An 18,731-nucleotide genomic window follows, 5' to 3' on the forward strand; every position below is an offset into this window, starting at 1 on the left:
TTGGGGGTCAACATCCATCAGCGCGTTGCGCCCATGGATGCTCTTTTTGTTTGCAAAATTTGATTTTGCCGAACGGAAGCCCCACTTTGGAGACCAAAGCACAAAACGACATATAAAGAGGTGACCATGTTTCAAAGTCTGGGCGATCGGTTAAGCGGCATTTTTGATGGGCTAACACGGCGCGGCAATCTGTCTGAAAGCGACGTGAATGCAGCCCTGCGCGAAGTGCGCCGAGCCCTGATTGAAGCTGACGTGTCTTTGGAAGTGGTGCGCGGCTTTGTTGAACAAGTGCGCGACCGCGCTGTTGGCGCCGAAGTCACCAAATCGGTCACCCCCGGCCAACAAGTGGTCAAAATCGTCAATGACGAATTGGTCGCCGTGCTGGGCAATGAGGCGGTACCGCTGGATCTAAACGCCCCGGCCCCCGTTGCCATTATGATGGTCGGCCTGCAGGGCGCGGGTAAAACCACCGCCACAGGTAAGATCGCCAAGCGCCTGAAAGAAAAGCAAAACAAAAAGGTTTTGCTGGCCTCTCTCGATACACGCCGCCCCGCCGCGATGGAACAATTGCGGGTGTTGGGCGAGCAGATCGACGTAGATACACTCGAAATCATTCAAGGCCAAGGCCCCGTTGAGATTGCCAAGCGGGCGCAGAAAACCGCCAAATTGGGCGGCTATGATGTGCTGTTTCTCGATACAGCAGGCCGCACCCACATCGACGAAGAATTGATGGCGGAAACCGCTGAGATTAAAGCGGCCACCAACCCTCACGAAATTTTGCTCGTAGCTGACGCGCTGACCGGTCAAGACGCAGTAAACCTTGCCCGTTCCTTTGATGAACGTGTGAGCGTGACCGGCATTATGCTGACCCGTATCGATGGCGATGGCCGCGGCGGCGCAGCGCTTTCCATGCGCGCGGTGACGGGCAAACCGATCAAATTTCTCGGCACAGGTGAAAAACTCACCGATCTAGAAGATTTCTACCCTTCTCGCGTCGCTGACCGGATATTGGGCATGGGCGATATTGTGTCGCTGGTGGAAAAAGCCGCCGACACCGTGTCGCAAGAAGAAGCGGCCAAAATGGCCAAGAAAATGAAGAAGGGGGTTTTCGATCTTGATGATTTGAAAAACCAACTGCTTCAGATGAAAAAAATGGGCGGCATGGGTGGCCTGATGGGCATGATGCCCGGCATGGGCAAAATGAAAAAGCAGCTTGATGGCGCAAACTTCGATGAGAAGATTTTCGACCGCCAAGTCGCCATCATCCAGTCTATGACCAAAAAAGAACGGGCCACCCCAGCCTTGCTAAACGCCTCGCGCCGCAAGCGCATTGCCGCTGGCTCTGGCACCTCCGTGCAAGACATCAATAAGCTGATCAAAATGCACCGCCAAATGGCCGACATGATGAAAAAAATGTCCAAAGGCAAAGGCGGTTTGGCTGGCATGCTCGGGGGCATGATGCCAGGCGGCATGGGAGGCATGCCCAATATCGACCCGTCAAAGCTTGACCCGAAAATGCTGGAAGAAATGCAAAAGCAAATGGGTGCGGGCGGCGAAATGCCTGATCTGCAAGAGCTTCAAAGCCAAGCAGCCCCGAAAAAAGAATTGCCCAAAAGCGTTGATGATCTGCTGAAAGGCGGCGCAACACCACGTTTCCCCGGCTTGCCCGGTTTGGGCCCTAAATTGGGTGGCAAAAAATAATGGTCACCATCCCCACCCTCGAAACAGAACGTCTGATTTTGCGGCCCTTTCAGCCTGCGGATTTTGACGCCTATGCCGACATCTGGACTGATGGGGAATGGACCAAATTTGTTGGAGGCTCTATTCCGCCAGAGCGCGCTTGGCGAGCATTTGCAAGCTTAATCGGCCACTGGACCCTGCGCGGCTATGGCATGTTTGCAGTGGAAGAGAAAGCCAGCGGCAATTTTATCGGCATGATTGGCCATTTGCACCCCTTGGATTGGCCCGAGCCGGAAATTGCCTACACCCTTGCCAAATCGGCAGCGGGCAATGGCTATGCCACCGAAGCGGTGCGCAAAGTAATTGATCACACCTTTAATACCCTCAACTGGGAAACCGTGGTCAGTTACATTGATGATGACAATATTTCCTCACAAAAAGTTGCCCAGAAGGTGGGCGCGACAGCGGAGGATTTGATCGATTTGGGGGGTAGCCCCGCGCGGGTTTATCGACACCCTAATCCAAACAACTAAATCAACGAAATTACCGCCCGAAAGCGGTTAAAAGCCAAATTAGGAGAATATCAATGGCCATTAAAATTCGTTTGTCACGCGGCGGTTCTAAAAAGCGCCCTTATTACCACGTTGTTGTTGCTGACGTTCGCGCACCACGCGACGGCCGCTTTATCGAGCGCATCGGCTCTTACAACCCAATGTTGCCTAAAGATTCAGCTGACCGCATCAAGCTGGACAAAGAGCGCGTTGAGCATTGGTTGAGTGTTGGCGCCCAGCCTACTGACCGTGTACACCGCTTTTTGGACGCTGAAGGCTTGTTGAAGCGTGAAGCACGCAACAACCCGAAAAAAGCCCTTCCAGGTAAAAAAGCGCAAGAGCGTTTGGAAGAAAAGCGTCAGGCTGAGGAAGATGCGAAAGCTGCTGCTGAAGAAGCCGCAAACGCTGATGCACCAGCAGAAGAAAACGCTGCAGAGTAAGTCTTCTGAACTCTTTCAGAATTTGACTGCATAAGGAACACGCTATGGGCCGCACACAAAAAGACAATCTGGTTTTAATGGGCCAGATCGGGGCGGCCCACGGCATTAAAGGCGAAGTTCGGATCAAGAGTTTTACCGAAAACCCCACTGATCTCGCCGCCTATTCCCCGCTGTTGACCAATAAAGCGGAACAAACCATCACCATCAAAAAAGCGCGCGTGCAGAAAAACATGCTTGTGGCCATTTTGGAGGAATCCAAAACTCGCAATGATGCAGAAGCGCTGAACGGCACCAAGCTTTATGTGCCGCGCGAACGCCTGCCGCAAACCGAAGATGATGATGAATTCTACTATACAGATTTGATTGGGCTGAAAGCGCGCACCCCAGAGGGCGAAGAGCTTGGCTCCGTTGCTGCCGTGCAAAATTATGGCGCTGGCGATGTGTTGGAAATCCGACCTGCAAAAGGCCCAACCGACCTTTATCCTTTCACCAAGCAAAGCGTGCCCACCATCAATTTGGCCGAAGGCTATTTGATCATCGTGCCGCCTGTTGAAGTGATTGTGGATGATGAAGAGGCGTTTGAGTGATGTTCAAAGCGGACATCATCACCCTGTTTCCTGATCTTTTTCCCGGCCCATTGGGCGCATCCATCATCGGCCGCGCCGCTGAAAATGACCTATGGTCTCTCAACGCCACCCAATTGCGCGATTTTGCCACTGACAAACACAAAAAGGTGGACGACACGCCTGCAGGCGGCGGCCCCGGCCTAGTGCTCAAACCCGACATTTTGGCCAAAGCAATTGATCACATCTCGCCAGAAGACGATCCGCGCCCGCGCATTTTGATGAGCCCGCGCGGCAAACCATTTGACCAACAAATGGCGCGAGATTGGGCCAATGGCCCCGGCGTGGTGATTGTGTGCGGCCGTTTTGAAGGCGTAGACCAACGCGTGATCGACAAGCGCAACCTCACCGAAATCTCCATTGGCGATTTCGTGCTGTGCGGCGGCGAAGTGGCGGCCATGACCATGCTGGAAGCCACCGTGCGCCTCCTCCCCGGCGTCATGGGTTCCGCCGAAAGCGAAGCCGATGAAAGTTTCGAAAACGGCCTGCTGGAATATCCGCAATATACCCGTCCCGCAGAGTTTGAAGGCGGACCCATTCCTGAAGTGGTCACTTCCGGCGACCACAAAAAGGTCAACCAGTGGCGACAAGAACAATCCGAACAACTGACTAAACAGAACCGCCCGGATTTGTGGGAAAAATATCAGAAAAACAAATAGATCAGAAGGTTGTACCCGACCTTAGTAAATACCATATCTGAAATATCATTTTATATTTTTTGATTTTCAGGAGAGCGGATATTCTCATACGTTTTTTGTATTTTTTACTTATTTTTATCAACGCTTTATCATCATCAAGCTTTGCACAGCTCCCTCGCTGCCTCGATAAACTGCCAAACAAAATCTGCGTAGCCGATGAAACCGGGGCATGTAACCAACATGCCAGCGATCAATATGCGGTTACACTTCGCGAAGAACTAAAAAAGCTACCGGATTTATTTAGCCAACTGACCTGTGAATTAAATCACATTGAGATCGGCAAACGAGATGGATTGCTGGGACAGCATTTTAGTTTTGCTTCAAAGATTTATCTCAACGAAAACCTCTTTAAAAACAATGCTTCGCTTGAGAGAGAATTTGATAGTTTTGGACTAGGCTTATTTAATAATGAAGCCTTGTACCACTATGTTGATTTCAAGGGCGCAACACAGCCGAACGCGCTAACATATATTCTTGCTCATGAACTGGTACATTTTCTGGAGCATGAATTTTTGATGGCTAACGCTTTCCACTGTTTAGAGGTCAAAAAAGATGCTCCGGCTTTAAACAAATCAAGATCATGCATTCATGATTGCGAAAAACAGTTCTCGGAGGAGGAAATCCGACAGCAATTTGCGTTACTTGATCGTTCCCAATATCTCACTTTCTATTCACTCTCCTCCCCACATGAAGATTTCGCCGAACTATTGAGCCTTCGTCCCCTATTGGAGTTTGTTACAATCACTGCAGATTTCGATATTACGCCTCTTTTCAACTACAATGAACAAATAGAAGATCCTCAACTGGCGCCAAAGCTAAAAATAATCGATCAGCTTCTCAACCTCCCGCTTCAAGATGCTGACGCTGCAGGACGGGAGGCATATGCCCACTTAACCTGCCAGAAAAATTACAAAATAGAACAGAAGCCACCTGAACATTGGCATTTTCAGCCTGATTGGGCAGAAAACCCATAGACTCTGCCCGTTTTTTGCGCTATAGCCCGCCAGAATAAATTTGTCTTTAAACACCAAGACCTGTGTATTCGTCCCTTTTTCCGGCTTTCGGGCAATGAGAATTGTGGGACGCTCTGACTGGCACCAGAACAATCGGACGAAAAAATGAACATTATTCAGCAGCTTGAAAAAGAGCAGCGCGAAGAGCTTGAAGCCAAGCGCGAAATTCCAGAATTCTCTCACGGCGACACCGTTAAAGTTTGGGTGAAAGTACGTGAAGGCGACAAAGAACGTTTGCAGGCCTATGAAGGCGTTGTGATTGCCCGTTCAGGTTCAGGCCTTCATGAAAGCTTCACTGTGCGTAAGATTTCTTACGGCGAAGGTGTTGAGCGTGTATTCCCAATTTACTCACCAATGATCGACAAGATCGAAGTGTTGCGTCGCGGTAAAGTCCGTCGCGCGAAACTTTACTATTTGCGTGAGCGTCGCGGTAAATCTGCACGTATTTTCGAAGCAACAAACGCACGCACAAAGCGCATTCAAGACGGTGAGCGTCAAGCCGCCGCTGATGCACGCGCCCAACGCGAAGCAGATAAAATTGCTGCTAAAGAAGCACAAGAAGCTGCTGCAAAGGCTGAAGCCGAAGCAAGCGCTGCAGAGGAAAACAACGCAGAATAAGCTTTGCGTTTTTCTATTTTCTTTTAAAAACCCGGCCTTTGTGCCGGGTTTTTTATTGGCGTCTCGCAATCACCGCGATGAGGCTACGTTTTCGCCATTTCCCAAACCCAGCCCACCAGCGTCATTGCAAGACTTGATCTTGCAATCCAATTCACTGCTCGTTTTGGCACGCGCTGGTTTTTAGAGTGCAAGTCTCTGCGCCTTGGTTAGTGTGAAATGGATTACCGGATCAAGTCCGGTAATGGCGGTAGGGGGTGGCGATATGCACCGCACTAGGCACAAAGCCGATGGCGGGCACCAATCGGCGGGGGTGCCGGGGACGGACACGAAGTGTCCGGTGGCGGCAAAAATAAAGGCGGCCCGAGAGCCGCCTTCTTCAAATCAAATACCAAACGATCTTAGCTGGTTTGCGCCAACAAGGAAGCGTTGCCGCCGGCGGCGGTGGTGTCGATACAAATTGCACGCTCATGCACAAAGCCCGCCACATCGTGTGGGCTGGTGATGAACGGCACAATTGGGCCATCCAGCGCGGCCATGGCGGCACGCAATTTTTGAATGCCCTCGCCTTGCCCGGCCAATGCGACTGCATCAATGGCCAAACCGTCAAGTTTTTCAGGATCAACAGCGCCTTCAATCAAGCTGATTGGCGCGCCAGCGGCTTTTAGCCGTGCCAGTTCTGACGGCAGCGGGCTGCCGACAACCACCAATCGGTTACCCCACAGCAATGCGGCTTTGGCCAGCTCAAGCAAATCATTGCCGCGACCAACGGCCAAAATCCGGCCGCGCGGTGTGTAGCTGATGCGGTTAAACTCACCAGTTGGGCCAGGCAGTTCTTTTGCCATTTTTGGCTCATCATCACCCAAAATCTGCGCACGATCATCACGATCCGCCCATTCGATGAAAGAGATTTCCTCAAAGGCCGTGGCAATGTCGATAGCGCCGATTTGACCAGTTTCGGCAATTTCATGTGCCCGTTTAGCCACACGGAAACGCGGCAGATAGTTTGGCCCACCTGCTTTTGGACCCGTGCCGGAGAACCCTTCGCCACCGAAGGGCTGCGAGCCAACAATCGCCCCGATCTGGTTGCGGTTGACGTAGAAGTTGCCCACTTTGATGCGCTTGCCAATTGCTTCAACCCGATTGTCCATACGGGTGTGCAAACCAAATGTGAGGCCAAAGCCTTTAGCGTTCACCGCATCAACAACCTTATTGATGTCGCGGGCCTTAAAGGTGGCCACATGCAGCACCGGGCCAAACACTTCGCGCTCCAACTCTTCAATGCCGCTGACTTTGAAAATATGCGGCTCAACAAAATGCCCCTCTTTCGGTGCATTGATTTTCTTAAGCAAGCGCCCTTCATTGGTCAGCGTGGCGCAATAGTCCGAAATATCTTTTTGCGCTTCTGCATCAATCACCGGACCAACATCTGTGGCCAAATCCCAAGGATTGCCCACCTGCATTGCGTCCAACCCGCCATAAAGCATTTCAAGCACATGGTCGGCCACATCCTCTTGCACATAAAGCATGCGCAAAGCTGAACAGCGCTGACCCGCACTTTGGAAAGATGACGCGAGAATATCGCGGATTGCCTGCTCCGGCAATGCGGTGCTGTCGACGATCATGGCGTTCAAACCGCCAGTTTCCGCAATCAACATGGCATCGCTGTCAGCGGTTTTGGCCAATTGCTTGTCGATCAATTTCGCCACTTCGGTAGAGCCAGTGAAACACACACCGCCCAAATTCGGCTGCGAGGTCAGTGCTGCACCAATATCGCCAGCGCCCGGCACCAAGATCAGTGCATCTTTCGGCACGCCTGCTTCATGCAGCAATTCAACGGCCCGCGCACCCATCAAGGGGCTTTGCTCCGCTGGCTTAGCGACAACCGCATTGCCCGCAACCAAAGCGGCTGCCACTTGTCCGGTGAAAATCGCCAAAGGGAAATTCCATGGGGAAATGCAGCCGATCACGCCCCGCGCATCGTCCTGCTCGCCCAAACGCTCCGCTTCATTGGCATAAAAGCGCAAGAAATCTACGGCTTCGCGCACTTCGGCAATGCCGTCCAAAAGGCTTTTGCCTGCTTCGCGTGAGGCCAAGGCAAATAGCTCTGCCGCATGCTCTTCGTAAAGGTCAGCCGCCTTGCGCAATGCTGCTGCCCGTTCACTTGGTGCCTTTGTGCCCCAAGTTTTTTGGCCCTTTGCAGCCAGCTCAACAGCTTTGGCCACTGCCGCAGGCGTCGCATTGGCAATTTCGCCCACGTGATCTTGCGGGTTGGCTGGGTTCACCAGCTTTTGCACGGTGCCCTTTTCGCCAAGCGCAGCATCCAGCGCGAAATTCCATTTATAGTCGCCCGAGAATTTAGAGCGAGCGGCATCCAAAGCTGCAAACTCGACCGGATCTGTAATGTCCCACCCTTTGGCATTGAGACGCTTGTCGCCAAACAGATCCTTCGGCATCGGGATTTTATCGTTGGCAATCGGGTTCAATTCCAACACTTCCGAAATCGGGTCCGCCACAATCATGCTTGGTGGAATTTTCTTGTCGTAAACCTGGTTCACAAAGCTGGAGTTCGCGCCATTTTCCAACAAACGCCGCACCAAATAGGCCAGCAAATCGCGGTGCGCCCCAACCGGCGCATAAATCCGGCAACGCGTGTCGTTCTGTTGGCGCAAAGCTTCATGCAAGCCTTCGCCCATGCCGTGCAACCGCTGGAATTCAAAACCTTCCCGATCATTGCCAGCCAAATGCAACACAGCGGAGGCGCTGTGGGCATTGTGTGTGGCGAATTGCGGATAAATTCGATCGCGCATATCCAGCAATTTGCGGGCACAGGCCAAATAGGACACATCAGTATTCACCTTGCGGGTGAACACGGGATAGCCAGAAAGCCCCATCACCTGCGCGCGTTTAATCTCCGTATCCCAATAAGCGCCTTTCACAAGGCGGATCATGATTTTACGGTCGAGCTTTTCTGCCAGCGCGTAAAGCCAGTCAATGGCGTAAGAAGCACGTGGACCATAGGCTTGGACCACAATGCCAAAGCCATCCCAACCATCTAGCGATGGGTCAGACAAAACTTTCTCAATAATATCGAGCGACAAATCGAGGCGATCCGCCTCTTCCGCGTCGATGTTGAGACCCATTTGCGCTTTGGCGGCTGGCTTCACCAACTCCAACACCCGCGCCACCATTTCATCAACCATCGTCTCGCGCTTGCCGAATTCATAACGCGGATGCAGCGCAGACAGCTTGATGGAAATGCCTGGATTTTTCCGCACATCCCCATGCACCGCATCTTTCGCCAAGCGATGGATCGCATCAAGATAGGCAGCGTGATAGCGTTGCGCATCTTTTTCCGTACGCGCAGCTTCGCCCAACATATCAAAGGAATAAGTGTAGCCTTTCGCCATTGGCTTTGCCCCGTTGGACAAGGCTTCCTCAATGGTGCGGCCCAACACAAATTGTGACCCCATAATGCACATAGCCTGCCCCACCGCGGTGCGGATCACAGGTTCTGACATGCGGCGCCCCAAAAGGCTAAGCGGCTTTAAAACACCCTTCTTCTTGTCGTTAAGCAAGGTCTTCGACACCACAAGACCAAGGGTGGACGCTTCCACCAAAAGACTTTCGGCAGCCCCCAAATGCTTGGCCCAATCTTCATCAACAATCTTATCTTTGATCAAATCATCGATGGTTGGCCCATCCGGCACCCGCAACATGGCTTCAGCCAAACACATCAGGGCAATGCCCTCATCTGTAGACAGGCCATATTCAGCCAAGAAGGTTTCCATCAACCCTTGCTGCGCTTCATCACGCAATTGCTGCACCAAGCGTGCCGCTTCTTCGCTGATCTTTTCCCGATCACCCGACTCCAGCGCCACCATATCCAAAAGCCGTTTTACGGCTGTTGCTTCATCCGGCAAATAATTTGCCCGCATTGTTTCACGAATTTGGTCCAACATGAGACCTCCCAGAACCGAAAGAATTTTGCGCCATCTTAACTGATCACTTAAAGACCATTGGTCTAATGAATTGAATTTTGCAGTACAAAACAACTATTCAACATGCTAATAAAACACATAAGTCACGCAAAATGATCAAGGACAGGCCAAATGGATGCCATCGATAAAAAAATCATCGCCGCTTTGGCCAAAAATGCCCGCATGTCTATGGCGGGCTTGGCCGAAAAAATCGGCCTATCCAAAACGCCCACCCAAATGCGGGTGAAAAAGCTGGAGCGTGACCGGATTATTTTAGGCTACCACACAAGGGTCAATCATGAAAAATTAGGCAATGGCCACATCGCCTTTGTGCAGGTGACCCTTTCAGATACCCGCGCGAAAGCCCTAGACAATTTTAATGAAGCGGTGCGCAACACACCCGAAATTGAGCAATGCCATATGATTGCGGCCAGCTTTGATTATTTGTTGAAAGTGCGCACAAAAGATATTTCAGCCTATCGCCGCATATTGGGGGAGGTCATTTCTGCCCTCCCCCATGTTGCACAAACCTCCACCTTTGTGGCGATGGAGACGGTGAAAGATATTTAAGCGCTGCACCCCACGCACAGCATTTAAAAGGCTCACCGGTGCAACAAATTAAAATGCGCTTGTTGGACGGTCAAAGACCCGACGGCCAAATCCACTTTCCGTGAGATTGACCAACATGCGCGTGCTTTTGCCCCGTTCATCCAGATAAGGGTTAAGCTCAACCAAATCCAAAGAAGTCATCAGACCGCTATCGCAAATCATTTCCATCGCCAAATGGGCTTCGCGATAGGTCGCCCCGCCCGGCACAGTGGTGCCAACGCCGGGGGCATAGACCGGATCAAGAAAGTCCACATCCAAGCTCACATGCAACATGGCATCATCGCGCTTCACCGCTTCCAGAACGGAACGGATCAAGCTGGCTACACCCTTTTCATCAATATGGCGCATATCCATCACGTCCACACCGCGATCACGCAGCAATTCGCCTTCTTGCTGATCGATGGAGCGCACGCCAAACACATGAAAATCACGTGGATCTACCGGATCAATCGGCACATCCAAAATGCCATCAAAGCCCTTTTCACCACAGAAAAACGCTGCAGACATGCCGTGCATATTGCCGGAATGTGATGTATCTGGCCGGTTGAAATCGGGATGCGCATCCAGCCAAAGCACGTGTAGCTTTTTGCCCTTTGCGGCCGCATGCCGGGCCGCGGCTGTAACCGTGCCCATGGAAAGCGAATGGTCGCCGCCCAAAAAGATAGGCAAAAACCCTTTTGAAAATGCATCAACGCCTGTTTTGTAAAGCGAACGCGCAAAGCCAGCCACTTCATTTTCATGATGGGTAGCACCGCTCAGCTTCAGCTCAACTTTTTCCGGGGTTACATCACCCCAATCTTCAATAGTGTAGTCTAAATCTTGCAACGCGCCGCCAATATTGGCCACCCGCAACGCAGCAGGCCCCATAATACAGCCGGACATGCCCGCGCCACCATCTACAGGGGCGCCGATCAGCGCAATTGAGCCCTTCGCCATATGCTTATCCTAAATTTTGAACCCTAGCTCTCGCCTTTTCGGCGTTTTGAGCAGTATGCCGCCGGGCATGATCAACGAAAAGATAGATATATGCGCAAAATTGCGCTATGCTTTCGCAAATCGAAACCAACTTATGTGCATTTTGATCAAATGGACGAACTTGATACCCGCCTTATCGCCTTGTTGCGTCACGATGCCCGCACCCCGGTGGCGAGCCTCGCACAATCGCTCAACGTATCTCGCGCCACCATCAAAGCGCGCATTGATCGCCTAACTCAAAATGGCGTGATCAAAGGGTTTACGATCATCACGGGGTCGCCCCGCGACGACAAAAGCATCCATGCCATTACCTTGGTGGAAATTGAAGGCCGCTCAGCCGAAGCGGTGATCAAAACCATGTTGGGCTTGCCGCAGGTACGCACCTTGCACACCACAAATGGCAAATGGGACATTATCGCCCAGCTCGAAACCGAAGATTTGATCGAATTTGACGATGTTTTGCGGCGCATCCGCCTGATTGAAGGCGTTAGCCTAACGGAAACCAACATCTTACTGGCTCCACGCAAATCGCGGTTGGATTAAAGCCTTAGCCGAATTGATGACAATTTGACGCGCATTTTTCTGCGCTAGCGAACGCGGTTCGTCGCGCGCGATCTTGTTAGTTACAAAAACAACTATTAGTCCTTAACGCGATAAGCATATGGTTTCACACACCATCCCTGCAATGCTATTCTCGCGCACCTTGCAACGCGCAATACATAATCATCGCATCACGTCAAAGGAGTATATTATGGCCAAAGCATTCGCTTCCCAAGGGGACACAACGGAAAAGAACATCTCTTTCACCGAAGTGGGCGACGGTCTTTATGCCTTCACCGCAGAAGGCGATCCAAACTCCGGCGTGATCATTGGGGATGAGTCGGTGATGATCGTTGAAGCTCAAGCCACCCCACGCTTGGCCAACAAAGTGATTGAGTGCGTGCGCTCAGTAACTGACAAGCCGATCTCACATGTGGTGCTCACCCACTATCACGCCGTGCGTGTACTCGGTGCCTCAGCCTATGGCGCGCAACAGATCATCATGTCTGATAAAGCCCGCTCTATGGTGGTTGAACGCGGACAGGAAGATTGGGACAGCGAGTTCCAGCGCTTCCCGCGTCTTTTTGAAGGTCATGAAAGCATTCCCGGCCTCACTTGGCCAACAACCACATTCAGCGACAAAATGACCGTTTATCTCGGCAATCGCAAAGTCGACATTATGCATTTGGGCCGCGCCCACACGGCGGGCGACGCGGTGATTTATGTCCCCGATCAAAATGTGATGTTCACGGGCGATATCGTTGAATATCATTCCGCCTGCTATTGCGGCGATGGCCATTTTGCCGATTGGGGCAACACGCTTGATGCCATCAAAGCCTATAATGTTGACGCCATCGCACCAGGCCGTGGCGATGCGCTTGTGGGCGAAAAAATGGTCAATGCCGCCATTGAAAACACCCGCGATTTCGTTTCTTCCACCTTCAAGCCGGTGCAAAAAATTGCCGCCCGTGGTGGCAGCTTGAAGGAAGCATGGGACGCTGTGCGCGCCGAATGCGATCCTAAATTTGCAGACTATGCCATTTACGAACATTGCCTGCCTTTCAATGTGGCCCGCGCATATGACGAAGCCCGCGGCCTAGACACGCCGCGTATCTGGACCGCCGAGCGCGACATGGACATGTGGAACCAATTGCAAGGCTAAATGGAAAAGGCTGCCAGAGGGGGGAGACCTAATGACCAAGATTTTTGAAACGCCGCTTTATCCTTACACACGGCAGGCCGACCAGAATGCGGCCCAGCCCGTGCGGCGCAAAGTGGTGATCATCGGCGCAGGGCCAGTTGGCCTTGCCGCCGCGATCGATTTGGCGCAACAGGGCATTGAAGCCATTATTGTCGATGAAAATGACAAGGTGAGCTTTGGCTCTCGCGCCATTTGCTTTGCCAAGCGGCCCTTGGAAATTTTGGATCGGTTGGGCTGTGGCGAGCCGATGGTAGATAAAGGTGTGGTGTGGAACTTGGGCAAAGTGTTCTTTGATGAACGCCAAGTCTATGAATTCAACCTACTGCCGGAAGAAGGCCATCGCCGCCCCGCCTTTATCAATTTGCAGCAATATTATTTCGAAGAATATCTGGTCAATCGCGCCCGCGAATTGCAACAGCAAGGCGCGCCCATTGAAATTCGCGGTGGCAACAAGCTGATCAAAATCGATGATAAGGGCGACCATGTTGACCTGACCATTGATACGCCAGAAGGCCCCTATCAGCTGGAGGCTGATTGGGTAATTGCTTGCGATGGCGCCTCCTCGCCCACGCGGCAAATGATGGGCTTAGACTTTGTTGGCCGCATCTTTGAAGATAATTTCCTGATCGCCGATGTGATTATGGATGCGCCCTTCCCCACCGAGCGCTGGTTCTGGTTTGATCCCCCGTTCAATAAGGGTCAATCAGCGCTGCTGCACAAACAGCCAGATGGCGTGTGGCGCATTGATTTACAATTAGGTTGGGACATCAACAAAGAAGAAGAGAAAAAGCCGGAAAATGTGATCCCGCGCCTCAAAGCCATGCTGGGCGACGATGTCAATTTCGAGCTGGAATGGGTGTCCATCTACACATTCCAATGCCGCCGCATGGAAAATTTCCGTCATGGCCGCGTTTTGTTTGCCGGTGATTCGGCGCACCAGGTGTCGCCATTTGGCGCCCGTGGCGCCAATTCTGGCCTGCAAGATACAGACAATTTGTGCTGGAAACTGAAACTGGTGATGGACGGTAAAGCGCCTGAAAGCTTGCTCGACAGCTATGATGATGAACGGGTCTATGGCGCGGATGAGAATATTCTCAATTCTTCCCGCTCAACTGACTTTATCACGCCAAAATCCGACATGTCGCGCCTGTTGCGGGATGCGGTGTTGGATTTATCAGAGCATTACGAATTTGCACGTCCGCTGGTCAATTCCGGGCGGCTCTCTGTGCCCTGCACGTACGACCAATCTGAATTGAACAGTGAAGACAAACTTGACGGCCCAACGCGCAGCCGCCCAGGCTCACCGTGTGCGGATGCACCTTTGGGCGAGGGATTCCTGCTGGATCAATTGGGCGACCAATTCACCCTGCTCACCATCAATGCAGACGCACCAAATGAGTTGGACGTGGATGGCATCAAGATCAAGCGTTTGGCCCTATCCAGCGCAGATGACACCAGCAACGCCATCAAAGAACGCTATTTGGGCAACGCACAACAAGCGGTATATTTGATCCGGCCCGACCAGCATGTGGCGGCCCGGCATGATACATTTGATCAAACCTATTTCACCAACGCGCTACGCCGCGCCATCGGCAAATCTGTTTAGGAGGCAAAAATGAGCGAACGTTTGAACTTAAAGCCCAATATTGCCAATGCGGATGATTTTTATGCTGAACTATTGGCGGCCCATGAAGGGTTGAGCAAAGAAGATAGTGATGCGCTAAACGCCCGCTTGCTGCTGATTCTCGCCAACCATATTGGCGACCGCGATATTTTGGCTGCAGCATTGAAAGCAGCCAAAATCTAACCCAAGCTCAACGCAAAATCTGGACATAAAAAAAGCGCCCTAGTGGCGCTTATTTTTTCGGTTGGGGTAAACCGAATATTTGGAGCGGGCGATGAGATTCGAACTCACGACCCCAACCTTGGCAAGGTTGTGCTCTACCCCTGAGCTACGCCCGCATCCGAAACGAGATCATATGATCAACGTTCGGCGCTTATATGCCTAATGAAGAAAGCAATTGCAAGTCAAAAATTGGCATCTGTGAAACTTTTATGCTATCCGCTGATTTAACGTTAAATTTCGCGAACGAATTTTGCGGCGTTCTGGGCGGTTTTAGCGCTTCTCTCTTGTTTTTCTAAATTGCCCACGCCACATTCAATCCCAAAGCGATCAACCTTCAGGTGTTCTATGGAATTCTCAATGCAAGCCAATCTGACCCCAGAAAATGGGCAGACCCAGGCAAATGATCTGATCAAAGATTCAGATACGGCAAACTTTGCAAAAGATGTGATGGAAGCCTCCCAAACCGTTCCCGTGCTGGTGGACTTTTGGGCGCCATGGTGTGGCCCGTGCAAGCAATTGGGCCCGATGATCGAAAAAGTGGTGCGCGAAGCCAATGGCAAAGTGAAATTGGTCAAGATCGATATTGATCAAAACCAAGCCATTGCCGGCCAAATGGGCATTCAATCTATTCCAGCGGTTATTGCTTTTGTGGGTGGTCGCCCAATTGACGGTTTTATGGGCGCAATTCCTGAAAGCGAAATCAAAGCCTTTATCGAAAAAGTCACCGCCAATGCACCGGCCAACCCAAATGATCCAGCCGCGCAAATTGAAGCAGCGTTGGAACAGGCCAAAGCAGCAATGGATGCCGGTGATTTTGGCAGCGCCTCACAAATCTATGCGCAGATTTTGCAGTTTGATCCGCAAAATGATGCTTCCATTATCGGCATTGCCACCATTCACCACAAAATGGGCAATGAGCAAAATGCTCGTGATACATTGGCCAAAGTTTCTGAAGAAGGCCAGCAAAGCGCTGAATTTAAAAGCCTCGATTCTGCCCTGAAATTAGGCGAGGAAGCTGCGGCATTAGGCGGTTCTGCCAAGCTGGAAGCTGATGTGGCAAATGATCCGGAAAACCATCAATTACGTTACGACCTTGCATTGGCTTACAATGCAGAAGGTGAAAAATTGAAAGCTGCGGAGCATCTATTGCATATTATGAAGGCTGACCGCGAGTGGAATGAGGACGGCGCCCGCACCAAACTGCTTGAGCTGTTTGAAGCCTGGGGCCCAGCTGACCCTGCTACCGCCAAGGCCCGTCGCATGCTTTCTGGCCTACTGTTCCGATAGGAGATTTAATGCATTTACCCTCTCACATCCCTATTTTTCCGTTGGAGGGGTTATTGCTGTTCCCACGCGCGGTGTTGCCTTTGCACATTTTTGAACCGCGCTATGTGGCAATGGTGGATGAGGCATTGAAATCCGACCGCCATATTGGCGTTATCCAGCCCGCTTTAGACGATAAAGACGGGCTGGCCCCGGTGGGCACATTGGGCCGCATTACTCATTTCGAGGAATTGCCGCAAAATCGCTATATGATTGGGCTAACTGGCATTTCCCGGTTTAATCTTAGCAAAGAGATTATTGATCTTGAAACGCCCTATCGCACCGCAAAAGTGACCTATAGCGAATTCAAAGCAGATCAACATGACCCTGAAGATCTCAGCGAATTTGACCGCAAGCGCTTTGAAAAAGTGCTGAAAAATTATGCCAAATTCGCAGAGTTCGAATTGGACTGGTCTGAGATCAAAGACACCGAAACCGAAGACTTGGTGAATAGCTGCGTCATGGCCAGCCCCTATCAATCGCGCGAACGCCAAGCCTTGCTGGAAGCAGCAACGCTTAAAGAACGTGCCGAAATGTTGATGGCGCTGGCAGAAGTGGAGATGTCGCGCAGCGACCCAACCCAACGGATGCAATAATGGAAAACCATAATATTGATCCAAAAATGTTGGAAATGCTGGTCTGCCCGTTCACCAAAACACGGTTAGAACTCTCCGCCAATGGCAAAGAATTGGTGTCCCACGCGGCACGGCTTGCCTTCCCCATTGAAGAAGGGGTGCCACTTTTGGTGCTTGATAGCGCCCGGCACCTGCAAGAAGAAGAGCTCCGCTAAAGCGGCAAGCCTTTTAGTAGGCGCAAATCATCATTGGCCGCGGCGGCGTGGCCGATAAAGGCTTTTTTCAAAAACGGCGCCCGATCCACCAGCCCAAGACCAACATCGCGCATGACGCGCACCAAGGGTTGGTCATTTGAAAACAGAATATTGAGCGCATCGGTCGCCAATGCCATCAAGCCCGTATCGAAACGACGCAATTTTTGATAGCGATCCAAAACGTCTACGCCGCCCAAATCTTCGCCATGGCGTGCAGCTTCCACCAGCACTTCCGCTAAGGCGGCCACATCTTTCAGCCCCAAATTCATGCCCTGCCCCGCAATCGGATGCACCACATGGGCCGCATCACCAATCAAAGCCAACCGATCACCGACAAATTCTTTGGCAATTTGAAGCCGCAAGGGGAAAGCCTGTACCGGCGCCAAAATGCTCACCTTGCCAAGGCTCGACCCCATTTTGCGTTCAACTTCGCGGGCTAGTTCCTCTTCCGGCATCGCCAGAATGTCAGGCACCAATTTGGTTTTCTCTGACCAAACCAAGCTCGACCGCTTGTTGGGCAATGGCAAACTGGCAAAAGGGCCGTGTGGCAGAAAATGCTCGTAAGCCACATTTTTGTGGTCAAGCTCATGCTCGATGGTGGTCACAATGCCAGATTGACCATAATCATGACCGGTGGTTTCAATGCCCGCCATCTGCCGCAATGCGGACCGCGCGCCATCGGCAGCAACCACCAGCGCCGCATGAACAATCAATCCGCTTTCAAAATGAACGATGGAATGAGCGCCGCCTTGCTCAATTTTTGTGACCTTGTCTGGCGCAATAATCTCCAAATCAAATGCATTCAACTTTCCCATCAAAGCACCGATTGTGGTTTTGTTGGGCACCATATGCGCAAATGGCCGACCGGGCTGCACATCGCCTTCGAACCGCAAAAATAGCGGGCGGGTTAAATCCTTGTCCGAACTGTCGGTAATATTCATGCCATCAATGGGGCTGGCATCAGGCAACATATCGGCCCAAACGCCTAGCGCCTCAAAAACCGATGTTACGCCCAAAGCCAATGCTGAAGCGCGGCCATCTTTTTCTGGCACTTCAATTTTGCGCACATCATTCAGGCCAACTTTCAATTCCGGCATGGCCTGCTTCAACGCCAGCGCCAGCGTAAGCCCGGCTGGTCCCGCCCCTACAATCAAAATATCCAGCTTTTTTGCTTCTGATTTTGCTCGCGCCATGATGCACCTATTGATTTGACTGAGCCGCACTTTGGACCCAAGCCAAAATAAAAACAAGTTCCGCCTTGTCGCAGCAGGTGAATCTTTAGGCACACATTCGATTCTGCACATTTATTGTGCATGTAAAATAAGCCGCCCATAAATTGATCGTCAGACAACTTATGGAAAATCCCTAAAAATCAATATCTTATCTCGACACAAAAAACTGGCACGCATTTTGAATCTTATGACGGTGACCATTGCCCCGCCGGGCAATCAACCAAGAGGAACCGATCATGAAACTGATAAGTGCCATAATCAAACCGTCCCGTCTTGAAGATGTACGCACCGCACTCAGCGAAAAAGACATTCACGGCATGACCGTGGCTGAAGTGCGTGGCTATGGGCGGCAAAAAGGACATACCGAGATTTACCGTGGCGCCGAATATGCGGTGAACTTCATGCCCAAACTCAAGCTCGACATTGCGGTTTCAGATGAACAAAGCAGCGATGTGGTGGAAACCATCGCCAATGCTGCCCGCTCTGGCCGCATCGGTGACGGCAAAATCTTTGTGCTGAATCTCGAAGACGCAATGCGCATTCGCACCAGCGAAACCGGCGTTGAAGCGCTCTAAC

19 protein-coding genes and 1 tRNA gene are annotated in these 18,731 nt (G+C 51.6%); 16 read left to right on the forward strand and 4 right to left on the reverse strand.

Annotated elements, in window-relative coordinates; translation table 11 throughout:
- The first annotated feature begins 126 nt into the window (after positions 1-126).
- The 7 genes from ffh (at position 127) to rplS (ending at position 5,623) form a co-directional block, all read left to right on the forward strand.
- The gene (ffh, locus tag ATL17_RS14075) at positions 127-1,701 is read left to right on the forward strand and encodes a signal recognition particle protein (RefSeq protein WP_133573454.1); all 1,575 of its coding nucleotides are present in this window, start codon (positions 127-129) and stop codon (positions 1,699-1,701) included.
- Positions 1,701-2,213, forward strand: a complete 513-nt coding sequence (locus ATL17_RS14080) for a GNAT family N-acetyltransferase (RefSeq protein WP_133573455.1) — start codon at positions 1,701-1,703, stop codon at positions 2,211-2,213. Before ffh ends, ATL17_RS14080 begins: the two co-directional genes overlap by 1 nt.
- Before the next feature lie 53 nt (positions 2,214-2,266).
- The gene (gene rpsP, locus ATL17_RS14085; RefSeq protein ID WP_133573456.1) at positions 2,267-2,671 is read left to right on the forward strand and encodes a 30S ribosomal protein S16; all 405 of its coding nucleotides are present in this window, start codon (positions 2,267-2,269) and stop codon (positions 2,669-2,671) included.
- 44 nt (positions 2,672-2,715) lie between these two features.
- Positions 2,716-3,258 carry a ribosome maturation factor RimM gene (gene rimM, locus ATL17_RS14090; protein ID WP_133573457.1) on the forward strand — a complete coding sequence of 181 codons (543 nt, stop codon included), beginning with the start codon at positions 2,716-2,718 and terminating at the stop codon, positions 3,256-3,258.
- Positions 3,255-3,953 (forward strand): tRNA (guanosine(37)-N1)-methyltransferase TrmD, encoded by a 699-nt coding sequence (gene trmD / locus ATL17_RS14095; protein WP_133573458.1) that lies wholly within the window; start codon positions 3,255-3,257, stop codon positions 3,951-3,953. Before rimM ends, trmD begins: the two co-directional genes overlap by 4 nt.
- A gap of 95 nt (positions 3,954-4,048) precedes the next feature.
- Complete coding sequence (locus ATL17_RS14100; RefSeq protein WP_133573459.1) at positions 4,049-4,966, forward strand: hypothetical protein; 918 nt, start codon at positions 4,049-4,051, stop codon at positions 4,964-4,966.
- A gap of 144 nt (positions 4,967-5,110) precedes the next feature.
- Positions 5,111-5,623, forward strand: coding sequence for a 50S ribosomal protein L19 (gene rplS / locus ATL17_RS14105; protein ID WP_133573460.1), 513 nt, complete (start codon positions 5,111-5,113; stop codon positions 5,621-5,623).
- 398 nt (positions 5,624-6,021) lie between these two features.
- On the opposite strand, the gene putA is transcribed toward rplS, so the two are convergent.
- Positions 6,022-9,582, reverse strand: coding sequence for a bifunctional proline dehydrogenase/L-glutamate gamma-semialdehyde dehydrogenase PutA (gene putA / locus ATL17_RS14110; protein WP_133573461.1), 3,561 nt, complete (start codon positions 9,580-9,582; stop codon positions 6,022-6,024).
- 150 nt (positions 9,583-9,732) lie between these two features.
- Here putA and ATL17_RS14115 point away from each other — a divergent pair, with 150 nt between their 5' ends.
- Positions 9,733-10,170 (forward strand): Lrp/AsnC family transcriptional regulator, encoded by a 438-nt coding sequence (locus ATL17_RS14115; RefSeq protein ID WP_133573462.1) that lies wholly within the window; start codon positions 9,733-9,735, stop codon positions 10,168-10,170.
- Between the two features lie 48 nt (positions 10,171-10,218).
- Here the strand turns inward: ATL17_RS14115 and rocF are convergent, their stop codons facing one another.
- Entirely contained in the window at positions 10,219-11,145 is a 927-nt protein-coding gene (gene rocF, locus ATL17_RS14120; protein ID WP_133573463.1) for an arginase, read from the reverse strand.
- 150 nt (positions 11,146-11,295) lie between these two features.
- Here rocF and ATL17_RS14125 point away from each other — a divergent pair, with 150 nt between their 5' ends.
- The 4 genes from ATL17_RS14125 to ATL17_RS14140 all read left to right on the forward strand — a co-directional run bounded on the left by ATL17_RS14125 (position 11,296) and on the right by ATL17_RS14140 (position 14,732).
- The gene (locus ATL17_RS14125) at positions 11,296-11,727 is read left to right on the forward strand and encodes an Lrp/AsnC family transcriptional regulator (protein ID WP_133573854.1); all 432 of its coding nucleotides are present in this window, start codon (positions 11,296-11,298) and stop codon (positions 11,725-11,727) included.
- 208 nt (positions 11,728-11,935) lie between these two features.
- Positions 11,936-12,886, forward strand: a complete 951-nt coding sequence (locus ATL17_RS14130; RefSeq protein ID WP_133573464.1) for an MBL fold metallo-hydrolase — start codon at positions 11,936-11,938, stop codon at positions 12,884-12,886.
- A gap of 31 nt (positions 12,887-12,917) precedes the next feature.
- Complete coding sequence (locus ATL17_RS14135) at positions 12,918-14,531, forward strand: FAD-dependent oxidoreductase (protein WP_133573465.1); 1,614 nt, start codon at positions 12,918-12,920, stop codon at positions 14,529-14,531.
- Positions 14,532-14,540: 9 nt separating this feature from the next.
- A complete protein-coding gene (locus ATL17_RS14140; RefSeq protein ID WP_133573466.1) occupies positions 14,541-14,732 on the forward strand; it encodes a DUF2783 domain-containing protein in 192 nt (63 codons plus the stop codon).
- A gap of 80 nt (positions 14,733-14,812) precedes the next feature.
- On the opposite strand, the gene ATL17_RS14145 is transcribed toward ATL17_RS14140, so the two are convergent.
- A tRNA-Gly gene (locus tag ATL17_RS14145) sits at positions 14,813-14,887 on the reverse strand.
- Between the two features lie 241 nt (positions 14,888-15,128).
- On the opposite strand from ATL17_RS14145, the gene trxA reads away from it, so the two are divergent.
- The 3 genes from trxA to ATL17_RS14160 are packed head-to-tail and all read left to right on the forward strand — an operon-like array spanning position 15,129 to position 16,884.
- Positions 15,129-16,058: a thioredoxin gene (trxA, locus tag ATL17_RS14150; RefSeq protein ID WP_133573467.1), complete on the forward strand. Its 930-nt coding sequence runs from the start codon at positions 15,129-15,131 to the stop codon at positions 16,056-16,058.
- Positions 16,059-16,066: 8 nt separating this feature from the next.
- Positions 16,067-16,690 carry an LON peptidase substrate-binding domain-containing protein gene (locus ATL17_RS14155; protein ID WP_133573468.1) on the forward strand — a complete coding sequence of 208 codons (624 nt, stop codon included), beginning with the start codon at positions 16,067-16,069 and terminating at the stop codon, positions 16,688-16,690.
- Positions 16,690-16,884 (forward strand): Trm112 family protein, encoded by a 195-nt coding sequence (locus ATL17_RS14160; protein ID WP_133573469.1) that lies wholly within the window; start codon positions 16,690-16,692, stop codon positions 16,882-16,884. The genes ATL17_RS14155 and ATL17_RS14160 overlap by 1 nt, the downstream gene beginning before the upstream one ends.
- On the opposite strand, the gene ATL17_RS14165 is transcribed toward ATL17_RS14160, so the two are convergent.
- Complete coding sequence (locus ATL17_RS14165) at positions 16,881-18,116, reverse strand: FAD-dependent monooxygenase (RefSeq protein WP_133573470.1); 1,236 nt, start codon at positions 18,114-18,116, stop codon at positions 16,881-16,883. The genes ATL17_RS14160 and ATL17_RS14165 overlap by 4 nt on opposite strands.
- A gap of 275 nt (positions 18,117-18,391) precedes the next feature.
- Here ATL17_RS14165 and ATL17_RS14170 point away from each other — a divergent pair, with 275 nt between their 5' ends.
- Positions 18,392-18,730, forward strand: coding sequence for a P-II family nitrogen regulator (locus ATL17_RS14170; protein ID WP_133573471.1), 339 nt, complete (start codon positions 18,392-18,394; stop codon positions 18,728-18,730).
- Position 18,731: the final 1 nt, after the last annotated feature.

It is taken from the genome of Maritalea mobilis (assembly GCF_004363175.1).
Taxonomy (GTDB): domain Bacteria; phylum Pseudomonadota; class Alphaproteobacteria; order Rhizobiales; family Devosiaceae; genus Maritalea; species Maritalea mobilis.

Excerpts from the sequence above, each read along its gene's own strand:
- rpsP (WP_133573456.1), top strand. The coding sequence starts at position 2,267 with ATGGCCATTAAAATTCGTTTGTCACGCGGCGGTTCTAAAAAGCGCCCT.
- ATL17_RS14130 (WP_133573464.1), top strand. The coding sequence starts at position 11,936 with ATGGCCAAAGCATTCGCTTCCCAAGGGGACACAACGGAAAAGAACATC.
- ATL17_RS14170 (WP_133573471.1), top strand. The coding sequence starts at position 18,392 with ATGAAACTGATAAGTGCCATAATCAAACCGTCCCGTCTTGAAGATGTA.
- ATL17_RS14115 (WP_133573462.1), top strand. The coding sequence starts at position 9,733 with ATGGATGCCATCGATAAAAAAATCATCGCCGCTTTGGCCAAAAATGCC.
- rplS (WP_133573460.1), top strand. The coding sequence starts at position 5,111 with ATGAACATTATTCAGCAGCTTGAAAAAGAGCAGCGCGAAGAGCTTGAA.
- ATL17_RS14080 (WP_133573455.1), top strand. The coding sequence starts at position 1,701 with ATGGTCACCATCCCCACCCTCGAAACAGAACGTCTGATTTTGCGGCCC.
- rimM (WP_133573457.1), top strand. The coding sequence starts at position 2,716 with ATGGGCCGCACACAAAAAGACAATCTGGTTTTAATGGGCCAGATCGGG.
- trxA (WP_133573467.1), top strand. The coding sequence starts at position 15,129 with ATGCAAGCCAATCTGACCCCAGAAAATGGGCAGACCCAGGCAAATGAT.
- putA (WP_133573461.1), bottom strand. The coding sequence starts at position 9,582 with ATGTTGGACCAAATTCGTGAAACAATGCGGGCAAATTATTTGCCGGAT.
- ATL17_RS14140 (WP_133573466.1), top strand. The coding sequence starts at position 14,541 with ATGAGCGAACGTTTGAACTTAAAGCCCAATATTGCCAATGCGGATGAT.
- ATL17_RS14155 (WP_133573468.1), top strand. The coding sequence starts at position 16,067 with ATGCATTTACCCTCTCACATCCCTATTTTTCCGTTGGAGGGGTTATTG.
- ATL17_RS14125 (WP_133573854.1), top strand. The coding sequence starts at position 11,296 with ATGGACGAACTTGATACCCGCCTTATCGCCTTGTTGCGTCACGATGCC.
- ATL17_RS14165 (WP_133573470.1), bottom strand. The coding sequence starts at position 18,116 with ATGGCGCGAGCAAAATCAGAAGCAAAAAAGCTGGATATTTTGATTGTA.
- ATL17_RS14160 (WP_133573469.1), top strand. The coding sequence starts at position 16,690 with ATGGAAAACCATAATATTGATCCAAAAATGTTGGAAATGCTGGTCTGC.
- ffh (WP_133573454.1), top strand. The coding sequence starts at position 127 with ATGTTTCAAAGTCTGGGCGATCGGTTAAGCGGCATTTTTGATGGGCTA.
- ATL17_RS14135 (WP_133573465.1), top strand. The coding sequence starts at position 12,918 with ATGACCAAGATTTTTGAAACGCCGCTTTATCCTTACACACGGCAGGCC.
- rocF (WP_133573463.1), bottom strand. The coding sequence starts at position 11,145 with ATGGCGAAGGGCTCAATTGCGCTGATCGGCGCCCCTGTAGATGGTGGC.